Genomic DNA, 14155 nt, shown 5'->3' with positions numbered 1-14155 from the left:
ACTGCCTACTTCTTTATTTTATTTCTCTTTTATATTCTTTTTTCGTTCCATCAGAGAAGACAACTTCTAAATCGAATTTTTGGTAGTCTTTATCAAGTTTGAACACGTTCACTACTTGATCGATTACTTCTTGGTCGGCAGTATCTTTATCAAATTTTAATTCTTGTAGAAGTGGGCTTAATTTTGTGATAGCCTCGTCTCCTGTTAATTTTACATCTGCTTTATGATCTTCAATTTTTGCTTCCATTTTCTTATCAGCTGCTACATTTTTATAGTCTGCTTCGTAGTCTTTCTTTGTATCTTGGTAGTCTGCCTTTAAATCGAATTCATTGAAGTTTAGTTTTAAATCTGCAGGAGCCTCGTTTTTTGCTTCTTCAGTCGTCTTTTTATTAGAAGTTGTATCTTCTTTTGCAGGAGCTTTACATCCTGTTAATGCAGGTACTAGCATAAGAACTAATAAAACTGATAGTAGAATTCTCATTATAAATTCCTCCTTATGTAAATTCGTTCTATACAAGTTTTTCCCAAAAACATGTAATTATGTATGTGTTGAAAATAAATTATTATTCTGTAGTCACAAGGGCTAATCCGCAATTTAAATCAAAAAAGATTTGTATGTATATGGTAAATTGAAGTTGTGAGGGAGGGACTAAAATGCATGAAGAGTATAAAGAGATAATAAAAAAATCAATTGAATATATAGAGAATCACTTACATGAGGAGCTTACAACAGAAAGAGTGGCATCTCACAGTGCAGTATCGATGTACCATTTTCATCGTATCTTTCAAAGATATGTTGGGATGAGTGTAACGGATTATATTCGAAAGAGAAGGTTAACTCATGCTGCGCAGACTTTAGTATCGACTGAAAGAGCAGTTATTGATATTGCAATGCAATATGGTTTTTCCTCACAAGAGGCATTTACGAGAGCTTTTAAAAGAATGTTTCAATTGCCACCAAAGAAATATCGAAAGTACTTCCAGTCATTTTATATAGAAAGAGAGGGTGTTTCAATGCAAAAAGGTATACCGAAAGGATGGATCTTAAGTGGAAGTCATCCTGCTGAATATGAGATGGGTTTAGATTATGAAGTTGTCCATCAAGGGAAAGTATCTGCATACATAAAAGCAAAAGAGAATGTTACGCACGGAGGATTTTCAACATTAATGCAAATGTTCCGAGCAGATAAATATGTAGGGAAGAGATTACGTTTTACAGCATTTGTTAAGAGTGAAAATGTAAGAGATTGGGCAGGGTTGTGGATGCGAGTAGACGGAAAAGAGACAGAACCGCTTGCTATGGATAATATGCAAAATCGTCCCATTAAAAATACGAATAATTGGCAATCGTACTCGGTTGTATTAGATATAAAAGAAGGAGCGCTTGGTATTGCATTTGGTGTTTTATTATCAGGAGAAGGTTGTGTGTGGCTAGATAGTATTCGATTTGATGAAGTAGATGAAAAAATTCCTACAACAGATTTGGCAGAGAACTTTTATGAAACACTCTTAGAAGAACCAATGAATCTACAATTTGAAGAATTAGAAAAATAAAAAACAAGGAGAAAAGATATGCTCAAATATGCAAAACTAATAAGTATTAGTTTAGTAATATCGTCTTGTATTATGGGAATTAATTATTTAGTTAGCTATCTTTGGTCAGGGCATATACCTTCTTTGACATGGAGAACGTATTTAATGTTTTTGTTTATATTTATGATGAGTTTTAGTTCAATGCAAAAAGAAGGGGAAGAGGATTGTTGACAATAGTTTTCTTTGCATTTCTTTCATTAACACAAATGTTTCTAACTGTGTTTGGAAACGCAGGTATGATTTTTAATATTATCTCACTATCGTTACAACTTGTAAGTTCCGGTGTAATTGTCCCACATGAGATGCTTTATAAAACATATCAAACAATTGGCGAGTTATTTCCCGCAACATATGCAGCGAATGGCTATTATACAATAATATTTGGAGGAGTTAGTTTAGAGAGAAATATTATTTCATTATTAGTTGTTGTATTGGTTACACAATCAGTAGCAGTGATGACTTTAGCTATAAAAGGGATGGTAAAGGGAAGAAGAAGCTCTGTAGTTAAAGAAGCATAAAATAAAAAGGTATCCTCGGTGGGATACCTTTTTATTAGCACTTATTATTTTGCAACTTCTGTCCACTTGTAGTTAAACTCACCACCGAAGTCAGTTGTTACAAGTCCTTTAATAAATCCGCGTTGTAAGTAAGAACGACCTTGTTGGTATAAAGGAGCGACAGCACCGTCTTGTAATAGAATTTTTTCAGCTTGCTTCATTGCTTCCCAGCGAGCTTTTTCATCACCAGCTAAATCTGTTTTTACTTTATGAATTAGCTCATCGTACTCTTTGTTAGAGTATTTATCGAAGTTGTAAGCACTATCTGTTGTAAATAAATCTAAGAATGTAATTGGATCAGCGAAGTCAGGGCCCCAGCCATCAATACCGATTTCATAGTCACCACTTAACAGTAGTTTTAACTGTTGTTTACGTGGTTGTGGTTTTAAATTCACTGTTAATCCATCTAAGTTCTTTTCTAGTTCACCTTTTAAATATTCACCAGTCTTTTTAGCTAAAGCATTATCACTTGTTAGGAGTTCAATTGTTACTTTGTCAGTACCAAGTTCTTGCTTCGCTTTTTTCCAGTTTTCTTTCGCTGTTTTCACATCATCTTTCACTAGATTTCCATTTTCTTTACGGAAGTCGTTGCCATCAGGACTTTTTGCGAATTTCGCAGGAACCATTCCTTCAGCTGCAACAGCGCCGTTATTTAAAATTGTTTCTACGTATGCTTTCTTATTCATTGCTCCGTTAATAGCAAGGCGCGCATGTTGATTTTTTAATGTTTCATTTTTTTGATTGAGTCGTAAAAATTGAATGCCAACTTCAGCGCGTTCTTTGAAGTTTGGATCGCCTTTATATTTATCAACAAACTCCGCAGTTAAAGCAACGCGATCAATTTGTCCTGAATCATATAAGTTCACTTCTGTAGACTTATCTTTAACGACATTGAAGTTGATTTCTTCTAATTTCACCGTTTTAGCATCCCAATAGTTAGGATTCTTCTTCAGTTGGAAGCTTTGCTCGTGTTTCCAGTTATCTAATGTGAAGGCACCGTTGTAAATTAAATGATTTGTTTCTAAACCGTATTTATCGCCTTGAGACTTTAAGTACTCTTCATTAATTGGTAAGAATGTTGAGAATGTCGTTAAACTTAAGAAGTAGGGAACAGGACGATCTAGTTGTACTTCTAATGTTTTGTCATCAATAGCTTTGACCCCTAGTTGATCAATCGGCAATTGTTTTTGGTTTATTTGTTTCGCATTCTTTATATCGAAGAATAAGAATGCATATTCAGCTGCTGTATCAGGGTTTACGGCACGTTGCCAAGCGAAGACAAAGTCTTTTGCTGTAACAGGAGTACCGTTTGACCATTTTGAATCACGCAGATGGAATGTATATTTCGTTTTATCGGGACTAACGTCAACCGACTCAGCGACACCAGGAATCGGTTTATTATCTTCTCCCATTGCATATAACCCTTCAAAAACATTACGCATTACGTTCATGGATTCCCCATCCGTTGCTTTTGCAACATCCATTGTTGGAATTTCTGAAGCAAATGATAAGTTAATTGCCTGTTTATCAGGTGCTTTATCATTTGCTTTCGCTCCGCTTGCGTTATCTTTATTTCCCCCGCAAGCAGTTAGTAATAGACTTGCCCCTAAAACAGATGCAACAACAGGTACAACTTTTTTCTTCATTGTTCGTTCCTCCCTAAATGTGTTGTTCGTAACGTCATAATGTCCATGTCTTGAATTGTATTTATAGAAGAAGAGAAAACCTATTATAAATATGTACATGTAGGTAATCAGGTGTTCTATATGTATATACATGTTGAACTATAATTTATCATTATATGCTTCGACGTAGTAGACGTTATATTATGATGGTGAAATATTTCGTTTCTTTGATTATTTAGAATATTAACACTGGAGAGAACTATATGTCAATAATAAAAAGTTGAGCATTAATTTTTTAAAATAATATATTAAAAAAGCGGATTTCCTCTTATTGAGAATCCGCTTTTAATACATTTTTTCAATAAAATAATTACTGTAGATAGAAAAACATCGATTCAGCTTGCCTTTTATCCCGCATTAACGGGCAGTAAGACCCTCACCTCAAAATTTAGCGGAAGCAAAGAAGTTAGGTGGGAGATCAACTGCCCGTAAAAGCCCGATTGGTTGGGGCTGATTAAAGTTTCACTTTATTTTTCAATTTGTGCCCATTTGAAGTTTAATTGACCTGCAAAGTCTACTTGCACAATTCCTTTCACATAAGAACGTTCTAAATAAGATTCGCCTTTTTGGTAAAGGGGAGCGATAACAGAGTCTTTAAATAATATTTTTTCAGATGCTAGTAATGCTTCCCAGCGAGCTTTTTCATCACCAGCTAAAGTCGTTTTCACTTTTTCAATTGTTTCATCGAATTCCTTATTAGAGTAATGATCTAAGTTGTAAGGGTTATTCGTTGTAAACAATTCAAGGAATGTAATTGGGTCAGCAAAGTCAGGGCTCCAGCCATCAATACCGATTTCATAGTCACCTTTTAATAAAAGTGAAACTTGTTGTTTACGTGGTTGTGGTTTCACATTTACTGTTAATCCATCTAAATTCTTTTCTAGTTGTCCTTTTAAGAACTCACCAGTTTTCTTATCAAGGTCAGCATCACTTGTTAATAATTCTAATGTTATCTTTTCAGAACCAAGCTCTTGTTTCGCCTTTTTCCATAACTCTTGTGCAGATTTTGTATCAACTTTGGTTAAATCCCCGTTTATAGTACGGAAGTCTTTTCCATCAGGCCCTTTTGCAAAGTTTTTTGGAACGAGACCAAAGGTTGGTGTAGAGCCATCATTTAATAACGTATTTACAAAGGATTTTCGATCAATTGTTTGATCGATTGCTTGGCGTGCAGACACGTTTTGTAGTACTTTGTTTTGTTGGTTCATACGTAAAAATTGTACGCCTACGTTCGGGCGTTCTTTAAAGTTCGCATCTTTTTTATATTTATCAACGAAGTCGGATGTTAATTTTATACGGTCTAATTGTTTTGATTCGAATAGGTTTACTTCTGTTGATTTTTCTTTTACGACGTTAAAATTGATTTCCTCTAGTTTGACAGTATCTTTATCCCAATAGGTAGGGTTTTTCTTGAATTTAAAGCTTTGTTCATGCTTCCAATCGCTTAGTGTAAAAGCGCCGTTGTACAAGATTGTATTGTCTTCTAAAGCGTACTTATCACCTTGTTTTTTAAAGAATTCCTCGTTAATTGGTAGAAATGTTGGGAACGCTGTTAAGCTAATAAAATATGGAACAGGGCGTTCTAATTCTACCTCAAATGTATGGTCATCAACTGCTTTTACACCAAGTTGGTCGGCTGGAAGTTCTTTGTTGTTAATTTTTGTTGCATTTTTAATATCAAAGAATAGAAATGCATATTCAGAGGCTGTTGCTGGATCGACAGCTCTTTGCCAAGCGAAGACAAAATCTTTCGCTGTAACAGGAGTACCGTTTGACCATTTTGAATCTCGCAGGTGGAATGTGTATTTCGTTTTATCACCACTTACTTCATGAGATTTTGCAACACCAGGGACAGGTTTATTACCTTCACCAAGGTTATACAAACCTTCAAATACGTTTCTCATTACTTGACCAGAATCAGTATCTGTAGCACGAGCTGTATCCATTGTTCGTATTTCAGTAGGTGAAGATAAGTTTAAAACTTGTTTACTAGGCGCCTCGTCTTTTGCATTTGCTCCGCTTGCTTCGTTTTTATAACTACCGCAACCAGTTAATAAAATACTTACTCCTACAACTGATGCAATACCGGGTACAAACTTCTTTTTCATTTGATTTTCCTCCTAAATAATTAAGTTTGGATGATGATGAGGGAAATGAAAAATAAAAAATCCCTCTTTTCGTATTGAGAAAGAGGGATTTTTACGTACAAGTTATGCACCCGTATATAAACGAAGTCCCTCATTCTATCTTTCAAGCTATAAAGCTTGCAGGAAGTGGCACAGTATTCAAAAATGAACCTGCTGCCGAGGTTTCAAAGGGCCAGTCCCTCCACCTCTCTTGATACAATGAGTAAACGAATAAACTTTATTAATTTTTGTGTTTCTTTGATAATTCAAAATCTTACACCTTGGATGATGAAGTGTCAACTGAATGAAATATAGTTTAAATTTTCAGTTTTCTTAAATGAAAAACCACTGCATATGGCAGTGGTTTTTCTACTAGAAGTTAAAGTTATCTGGATCTGGACCAACGCGACGATCTTCATTTAAAGCTTGAATTGCTTTCATATCATCAGCACTTAATTCAAAGTCGAAGATGTTTGCATTTTCAATAATACGATGTTCTTTAATTGATTTAGGAATTGTTACAACTTCGTTTTGTAAATCCCAGCGTAAAATAATTTGCGCAGTTGATTTATTATATTTTGTCGCAATTTCTTGCAACGTTGGATTATCTAGTAGTTGTCCTTGCATTAACGGTGACCAAGCTTCAAGCTGGATATTATGTTCTTTACAGAAAGCGTGCAACTCTTCTTGTGCTAGACGTGGGTGGTATTCCACTTGATTGACCATTGGCTTAATTTCAGCAATTTCAAATACGTCTTGTAAGTGGTGAATATGGAAATTACTCACCCCAATTGCACGAACACGGCCGTCTTTATAAAGTTTTTCTAACGCTTTCCATGATTCAGTATATTTCCCTTTTACAGGCCAATGTACTAAATATAAATCTAAATACTCTAGTCCTAATTTTTCTAATGTAGTTTCAAATGCTTGAAGTGTTGTTTCATACCCTTGATCGCTATTCCATACTTTTGATGTAATAAATAATTCTTCACGTGAAACACCTGATTCACGGATTGCTTGGCCAACGCCTTCTTCATTTTGATAAATTGCTGCAGTATCTATACTGCGGTAGCCATTTTTAATTGCTGCTTTCACAGACTCGATTACTTCTGAACCATCTTCTACTTTAAAAACACCTAAGCCGAACCAAGGCATTTTTACACCGTTATGTAATGTTGTATAGTCTTTTAAACTTGTTAAACTCATATTATTTCCCCCTAGCTTTTTTGTTTGTCGCTTCTACTGCTTTTTGAATTGCCTCTGAAAAATTATATTCATATAAAGCTTTGAGACCTTCAGCTGTGGAACCACCTGGCGTTGTTACTTGTTCACGGAGGTTAGCTGGATCTTGTGTTTGTTCAAGCATAGAAGCAGAGCCAGAAATCATTTGAATGACAAGGTGTTTTGCGGTTGCTTCATCGACTCCATAACTTTTTGTTGCTTCAATTAAACTTTCAGCAAAGTAATAAAGGAAGGCTGGTGCACTTCCAGTAACTGCAGTAAGTTGATGAACTTCTTCCTCGGTACAAAGTTGCGAAGTACCAATGCCCCCTAAAAGCAATTGCAGGGTTTCTTGATCAGTCTCGTTTACGAATTGTCCCATCGTGTATAAGGAGATAGACTTACCAATTTCAGCAGCTGTATTTGGCATAATCCAAGCAACAGGCGTTCCTTTAGGAAGTCTTTCTTCTAAATAAGATGGGCCGATGCCGGCAGCTACCGTTACGACAAGTTGATTCGATAGTAACGGAGATAACTCTGCTAATAATTCTTCATGTGCAGAAGGCGGCATTGCTAAAACAATCGTATCAACAGATGTAACATGATGCTTCCAATCTGTGGTAGTAGACACATTATATCGCGCTCGTAATTGATCTAGCTTTTCTACGTTACTTCGGTTAGAAACGATAATCTCTTCGATGTATTCTTTGCTTGTTTTAAGTAATCCGGAAAATATAGCTTCTGCCATACGACCAGCACCAATAAATAGAATTCGATGTTTAGTTAGCATATCCTCTATTCCTTTCTAGTGGAGATATGTTATAAAAAACGATACCATTTTTAAGAGAATTTTGTAAAAAGAAAAGGCTTATTGTAGATGGAATAGATAATGAAAAGTAGGGAATTAATGGTGAAAGGGAGAGTGATTCCTTATACTGGTGATAGGGAATTTATTACACATCTGGGGAGAGATGATTATGATTAGAAGTCCGCTCTTTTTACTCATTACTAGTATTATTTGTGTATTGGTTGGATTGTATATTCAATCGAGCTATATTGAAATCTTTGCATCGGTCATGGGAATTATTAATGTTTGGCTATTAGCAAGAGAAAAAGTATCCAACTTTTTATTCGGTATGATTACCGTTGCGGTATTTCTGTATATTTTTATTACACAAGGTTTATATGCAATGGCAGTATTGGCAGGTTTTCAATTTATATTTAATGTATATGGTTGGTATCATTGGATTGCACGTAGTGGGGAGGAAGAGGTAAAAGCAACAGTTCGTTTAGATTTGAAAGGTTGTATTTTTTATATAATCTTTATTTTAGTTGCATGGATTGGTTGGGGGTATTATCAAGTCCATTACTTAGAATCAACAAGTCCATATTTAGACGCTTTAAATGCTGTACTAGGATTAGTAGCTCAATTTATGCTAAGTCGAAAAATCTTAGAAAACTGGCATTTATGGATTTTATATAATGTAGTTAGTATTTCAATTTATATCTCCACTGGGTTATACGTTATGCTAATATTAGCTGTTATTAATCTCTTTATATGTGTAGCGGGTTTGCTAGAGTGGAAGAATAATTATAAGGGCCAAAAACATACAAATAATTATATCTAGAAAATAATTAGAATTAAAAAACCCCTGAAGCATATGTGCCTCAGGGGTTTACTAATAGATTATAAGTTTATGCTTTTGTCATACCAAGTAATACAGCGCCGCCGATAATTAAAACACTACCTAGCGCAATAAAGATCAATTGACGTTTCGTTTTCTTTTCGCCTAAGAAGACAATCGCACCAAATGTTGAGATAACGATTCCAGTTTGAGATAATGGGAAGCTTGTTGCTACTCCGACACGTGGTAATGAAAGAAGTAAGAATAAGTTTCCAGTTCCCCATAGTAAACCAGATAAAGCGTTACGGATTGCATATTTGTTAAATGGTTTATGTTTAGATGTCAGTACAACCGCACCAACAAACATACCAACTGCTTGTGGTAAAATAGCAGACCAACCATCGATGTTATACCAACGAATAATAATTACATATACAAGATAGCCAAAAGTAGAAACAATTAAAGTAAGAAGGCCCTTTTTCAATTGTCCTGGTGGCTGAGCATTTTCTTTATCATCTAATGATGTGAATACAACACCAACTACGATTAATAGGATTGCAATCGTTCCCAGAATGATCGTTGTAGTAGTAGTCCACTCACGAAAAGCGATAACCCCAAAGATAGAAGTTGCAACAAGTTGCATACCAGTGGAAATTGTTACAGTAGTTGAAACGCCTAGTTTTTCAACTGTTTTTAATTGGTTTACTTGTCCTAAAGCCCAGAATAAACCTGAAATAAAACCAACAATCAAGATTGTCATTGTTAAAGTTGGTTGAGTAAATACATACATAATTGTTGCGAAGAATAGAGCACCGATTGTCATACCTACCGTTTGGCTATATGCACCACCGCCCATTTTTACGCTTACTAATAAGATGTTTCCCCATGCAATTGCAGGAAGAAGCGCTAATAAAATGTCCATTACAAGACTCCCTTCGTTTTGCTATACCAATATAATTACATATCGTTCTAACGATCGGTAATGCCCCACTACTAGAGTAGAAGATTACCGATCGCTAAAACAGGATGAAGAATTCACGATATAAATGCGTTTTCATTTCTTCATTTTTTCAAACACCTCCATATAATAACAGGAAATTGCCTATTTTAGAAAGTAAATTCAAATAGAATGTATATTTAAATAAAAATTAAAATTCAGTTATTTCCCGGTGGTATATTTTTATTTCCTAAGAAATAAAAAAGCAGCTTCAAAAAGAGCTGCCTTAAGAGTTAGTAATTCTTTTATTAATAAGCTGAATACATAGCAAAAATAGGAGGGACATACTAATAGTGATAACTACTAGTGTCCAGGCGAGCTGCATATTACTTGCATCAATCGCCATGTAAATGGCAGTTGGGATAGTTTGTGTTTTACCAGGAATGTTTCCGGCAAACATGAGCGTAGCACCAAACTCACCAAGCGCACGAACAAAGCTCAAAATCATTCCACTTAGTAAGGCAGGAAATGCAAGCGGAAGTGTGACGTGTAGAAAAACTTGATATTCACTTGCACCAAGGTCACGAGCACTTTCTTCAATTTGTACATTCGCGATAGAAAATCCTGTTTTTGCTGATTGATACATAAGTGGAAATGCAACAACTGTAGAAGCAATGATAGCAGCAGTAGATGTGAACATAATAGATTGCTGAAATATTGATTCTATCCACATTCCAATGGGACTGTTATTTCCAAAAATGATAATGAGAAAAAAGCCGATTACAGTTGGCGGAAGTACCATTGGTAGTAAGAAAATAGTTTCTAATATTACTTTATATCTCCATGAGGAGCGTGCTAGCGCTCGTCCGATTATCGTTCCTAAAATGGTAACGATAATGGTGGCACATGCAGCTACTCGTAAAGATAGAAAGATTGGTGATAAAATAGTATCAAAGCTCATGGCAATTATGATAGGACTGTAAATCCGTATTTTTTAAAGATAGATTGTGCATCTTTTGACTGCAAATACTCATAAAATGAAGTCGCCTCTTTCTTGTGTTTAGATTCTTTTATAACACCTAAAGGATAGTGAATTGGCTCATGAGAAGTATCCGCTGCTGTCTCACCAACTTTTACTTTGTTTGAAATAAGAGCATCTGTTTTGTATACAATACCAGCATCAACATTACCTGTTTCTACATATGTTAACACTTGGCGAACATCTTTTGTAAATACGACTTTATTTTGAATGTCATTCCAAAGATTTTCATGTGTGAGAGAAGCTTTTGCGTATTTTCCCGCAGGTACAGATTCAGGTGTACCAAGTGCGATTTTTTTTATTTTTTCATCTTTTAAATCTTGAATTTTTGTAAGAGAACTATCTTTTGGGACGACTAGAACGAGTTCGTTTCCAAGGAGATTTTTCCCCTCTTTTTCATTAATGAATCCTTTTTTAACGAGAGTTTGGAATTTATCTTCGGCTGCTGAGAAGAATAAATCAGCAGGTGCACCTTGTTCGATTTGTTGTTGAAGTGCACCAGAAGCGCCGAAGTTAAAAGAAAGTTTAATATTAGGTTCTTTTTCTTTATATTTTGTTTCAATTTCTTTTAGCGCATCTTGTAAGCTTGCAGCTGCTGATATAGTAAGTTCAACTGTTTTTCCTTCTTTAGCGGTTGATTTCTCTTTCTTCTCTCCGCTTGTACATGCAACACTAAATATAAGAAGAAAAGAAAGGATAAGTGCCCCGATGGATTGTAATGTAAACTTATTCATAAAAAATCCCCTTTCGTTTTTACATAATTAATTATAACTAAATATAACTAAATATAACTAGTTATAATTGAATATAATTTGAACGATGTAGTTATTTTTAAAATATAGGAGAAATATTCTTTTCTTTGTTACAATGAAGAAAGAAAGTGAGGAATCGTCTATGGATCATCATTCCTACACAACGGAAGAAGTAGCGAAGCGATTAAAAGTATCAAAATTAACTGTATACGATTTAATTAAAAAAGGAGAACTGCCTTCTTATAGAATTGGTAGACAGATGCGCATTGATGCAGCAGATTTAGAACAATATATTAAGCAAATGAAAACAGGTAACGTACAAGTTACTTCTGTAAAGAATGACAGTAATAGTATCTCGAATACATGTATTATTAGCGGACAAGAACTAACGTTAGACATGTTGGCAAAACGTATAGAAAATCGCCTGCCAAGTTCAAATATATTAAGGGCATATCAAGGTAGTTTAACGAGCCTAGTAAAAATGTATCAAGGAGAAGGAAGTATCGTTAGCTTGCATTTGTTTGATGGCGAAACGGGTACATATAATGTTCCTTACGTAAAACGTATTTTAGTAGGACAACCATGTACGATGATTAATTTATTAGCAAGGAACGTTGGGTTTTATGTGCAAAAGGGAAATCCAAAAAATATAAAAACATGGGATGATTTATCTCAATCATCTATACGATTTGTAAATCGAGAAAAAGGTTCTGGTATTAGGGTGTTAGTCGATGAACAATTGCGCATTCAAAATTTAAATAAAGAACGTATTAGTGGATATGAATGGGAAGAATCGAATCATCTTGGTGTTGCTACGCAAGTCGCGAATGGGAAAGCTGATGTGGGAGTAGGATCAGAAAAGTTTTCGCAAATTGTAAATGTAGACTTTATTCCAATCATGAAAGAGCAGTATGATTTAGTGATTTTGAAGAATAAAGAAAATGAAGAGTTGATCGAAGTTGTAAAAGACATTCTGCAATCGGAAGAATTTCATAATGAACTAAAAGCGATTGGCGGATATGATATGACGAAAACAGGTAAAATTATATATGAAATAAAGTGAAACTTTAATCAGTGGGGGGCTTCATCCCCCACTGATTATCAGCCCTCACCAATCGGACTTTAATGGGCAGCCCGACCCCACCTAACTTCTTTGCTTTCGCTGAATTTTGAGGTGGGGATCTTACTGCCCATTAAAGCGGGACAAACTAAAAAGCTGCTTGTCTATAAGACGAGCAGCTTTTTCTATATATAAAGGGGTTTGGGGAAACAAAGTGTTAAACAAGACCTTTAGCAAGTGTGTAAATGAAAGCTGTAAGAAGAGTCGCTCCACTTGCAAGTCCGATAAAGTCTGATTTGTTAAATGTAATGTTGTTCATTATAATCTCTCCTTATTTGTTTAATGTAGTTGTAACAGCTTTTGCATCGACAAGTGCGGATAGCACCATGCCCATTGTATTTAAAAATTTGTTTGATTTCATTTTGTTCATCATGCGTATTCGCTCCTTTTCGAATTGTTGTTGCCCTGCTTTATATCTTAATTATAGGAAATATGATCGCCTGCAACTATCGAATTAGCTTACGGAAGACTTACACTTTTGTAAGAAAAAAAGACATTCGTGTAAGAATGTCTTTTAAAGCATATTAATGTGGTGGTGCTCTTCGATTGTTTTTAAAAAGCTACGCATTGAATTTGTCATATAGCTATCCTTGCGGCGTATGAAAACTGTTGAAATACTGCCGTATTTTTCAGGGATTGCATGACAATGTACTTTCCCTGCTTTAGAAAGATGGTGGACAGCAGACTGTGGTACGAGCGTAATTCCAAGGCCGAGTGCAACACTGTTTAATATAGTCTCTAATATATTAAATTCCATAATTCTTTTTGGTAGCAAACCTTCGTCTTTCAGCCATCGTTCTAGTTTGGAACGGTATCCACAACCTTGGTTAAAAACGAGTAGAGGCGTTGTTGTAAATTCTTCTATATGAAAAGCTTTATTTTGTGTTACAAGCATTAATTTCTCTGTACTAACATCATATTGTTCAATAAGGGGATGTTTTATTGGCCCTGATATAAAAGCGCCATCTAGTTGATGATTGAGTACTTCTCTAATTAATTCTTCTGTTAGACCTGCTTGTAATGATAAATCGACGTTCGGATAGCTTTTATAGTAAGAAGATAAAATGGTAGGTAATGTACTTACTGTTTCGACAGTACCGATTTTTAATATGCCAGAGGGTGTTTCACTATCTAAAAATACTTGTTTTAACTCGTCAACATCTTGCAAAATTTTATTAACATAAACGAGCATTTTTCTTCCTTCAGCTGTTAAAGTCATGCCTCGTTTATGACGATAAAAGAGCGGTGTTTTCAGCTCGTTCTCCAGTTGTTTAATACGCGTTGTTACATTTGATTGTACGTAATTTAATTCCTTTGCTGCGCTACTTACACTACCTTGGTCGGCAACGCTCTGGAAGATTTGTAAATCTCTTAATTCCATAATACTGTCCTCCTTGATGTTAACTATCATTATAAATGATAGTTAACATCATTTTGAATCATTTTACGTGATATATTTTTTCTTTTACAATTCTCTTTGTGCAAATAGAAAGAAGCGGG

General features: G+C 35.1%; 15 protein-coding genes and 1 riboswitch. Of the genes, 5 read left to right on the top strand and 10 right to left on the bottom strand.

Going from position 1 to position 14155, the window contains the following annotated elements:
• Positions 1-13: 13 nt before the first annotated feature.
• Positions 14-481, bottom strand: coding sequence for a YusW family protein (locus MR147_RS23650; RefSeq protein WP_074608889.1), 468 nt, complete (start codon positions 479-481; stop codon positions 14-16).
• 173 nt (positions 482-654) lie between these two features.
• Here MR147_RS23650 and MR147_RS23645 point away from each other — a divergent pair, with 173 nt between their 5' ends.
• The 3 genes from MR147_RS23645 to MR147_RS23635 are packed head-to-tail and all read left to right on the top strand — an operon-like array spanning position 655 to position 2111.
• A complete protein-coding gene (locus MR147_RS23645) occupies positions 655-1554 on the top strand; it encodes a helix-turn-helix transcriptional regulator (RefSeq protein WP_074608887.1) in 900 nt (299 codons plus the stop codon).
• Positions 1555-1572: 18 nt separating this feature from the next.
• The gene (locus tag MR147_RS23640; protein WP_074608885.1) at positions 1573-1764 is read left to right on the top strand and encodes a hypothetical protein; all 192 of its coding nucleotides are present in this window, start codon (positions 1573-1575) and stop codon (positions 1762-1764) included.
• The gene (locus MR147_RS23635; RefSeq protein WP_139302830.1) at positions 1761-2111 is read left to right on the top strand and encodes an ABC-2 transporter permease; all 351 of its coding nucleotides are present in this window, start codon (positions 1761-1763) and stop codon (positions 2109-2111) included. The genes MR147_RS23640 and MR147_RS23635 overlap by 4 nt, the downstream gene beginning before the upstream one ends.
• Positions 2112-2155: 44 nt before the next feature.
• On the opposite strand, the gene MR147_RS23630 is transcribed toward MR147_RS23635, so the two are convergent.
• The 4 genes from MR147_RS23630 to proC all read right to left on the bottom strand — a co-directional run bounded on the left by MR147_RS23630 (position 2156) and on the right by proC (position 7972).
• Positions 2156-3796, bottom strand: a complete 1641-nt coding sequence (locus MR147_RS23630) for a peptide ABC transporter substrate-binding protein (protein WP_000731077.1) — start codon at positions 3794-3796, stop codon at positions 2156-2158.
• 506 nt (positions 3797-4302) lie between these two features.
• Entirely contained in the window at positions 4303-5943 is a 1641-nt protein-coding gene (locus MR147_RS23625) for a peptide ABC transporter substrate-binding protein (RefSeq protein ID WP_000726476.1), read from the bottom strand.
• 132 nt (positions 5944-6075) lie between these two features.
• Positions 6076-6182: riboswitch (SAM riboswitch) on the bottom strand.
• Positions 6183-6333: 151 nt separating this feature from the next.
• Positions 6334-7167: an aldo/keto reductase gene (locus MR147_RS23620; RefSeq protein ID WP_000060176.1), complete on the bottom strand. Its 834-nt coding sequence runs from the start codon at positions 7165-7167 to the stop codon at positions 6334-6336.
• 1 nt (position 7168) lies between these two features.
• Positions 7169-7972 carry a pyrroline-5-carboxylate reductase gene (gene proC, locus MR147_RS23615; protein WP_074608881.1) on the bottom strand — a complete coding sequence of 268 codons (804 nt, stop codon included), beginning with the start codon at positions 7970-7972 and terminating at the stop codon, positions 7169-7171.
• Between the two features lie 187 nt (positions 7973-8159).
• On the opposite strand from proC, the gene pnuC reads away from it, so the two are divergent.
• The gene (pnuC, locus tag MR147_RS23610) at positions 8160-8810 is read left to right on the top strand and encodes a nicotinamide riboside transporter PnuC (RefSeq protein WP_074608878.1); all 651 of its coding nucleotides are present in this window, start codon (positions 8160-8162) and stop codon (positions 8808-8810) included.
• A 67-nt stretch (positions 8811-8877) separates the two neighbouring features.
• Here pnuC and MR147_RS23605 read toward each other — a convergent pair whose 3' ends face one another.
• The 3 genes from MR147_RS23605 to modA form a co-directional block, all read right to left on the bottom strand.
• Complete coding sequence (locus MR147_RS23605; protein ID WP_074608876.1) at positions 8878-9729, bottom strand: GRP family sugar transporter; 852 nt, start codon at positions 9727-9729, stop codon at positions 8878-8880.
• Between the two features lie 301 nt (positions 9730-10030).
• Positions 10031-10705 carry a molybdate ABC transporter permease subunit gene (gene modB, locus MR147_RS23600; protein WP_016716275.1) on the bottom strand — a complete coding sequence of 225 codons (675 nt, stop codon included), beginning with the start codon at positions 10703-10705 and terminating at the stop codon, positions 10031-10033.
• A 5-nt stretch (positions 10706-10710) separates the two neighbouring features.
• Positions 10711-11517 (bottom strand): molybdate ABC transporter substrate-binding protein, encoded by an 807-nt coding sequence (modA, locus tag MR147_RS23595; protein ID WP_074608874.1) that lies wholly within the window; start codon positions 11515-11517, stop codon positions 10711-10713.
• Between the two features lie 133 nt (positions 11518-11650).
• Between modA and MR147_RS23590 the strand changes: the two genes are divergently transcribed.
• Entirely contained in the window at positions 11651-12598 is a 948-nt protein-coding gene (locus MR147_RS23590; RefSeq protein WP_074608872.1) for a helix-turn-helix transcriptional regulator, read from the top strand.
• A gap of 214 nt (positions 12599-12812) precedes the next feature.
• Here MR147_RS23590 and MR147_RS23585 read toward each other — a convergent pair whose 3' ends face one another.
• Positions 12813-12914 carry a DUF3948 family protein gene (locus MR147_RS23585; protein WP_001060016.1) on the bottom strand — a complete coding sequence of 34 codons (102 nt, stop codon included), beginning with the start codon at positions 12912-12914 and terminating at the stop codon, positions 12813-12815.
• Between the two features lie 255 nt (positions 12915-13169).
• On the bottom strand, positions 13170-14036 hold the full coding sequence (locus MR147_RS23580; protein ID WP_074608868.1) for a LysR family transcriptional regulator: 867 nt from the start codon (positions 14034-14036) through the stop codon (positions 13170-13172).
• Positions 14037-14155 lie beyond the last annotated feature (119 nt).

Origin of the sequence: Bacillus cereus group sp. BfR-BA-01350 (genome assembly GCF_022663775.1) — a bacterium.
In the GTDB taxonomy this organism is placed as follows: Bacteria; Bacillota; Bacilli; order Bacillales; family Bacillaceae_G; genus Bacillus_A; species Bacillus_A paranthracis.
This window is presented reverse-complemented; position numbering and strand designations above follow the sequence as displayed.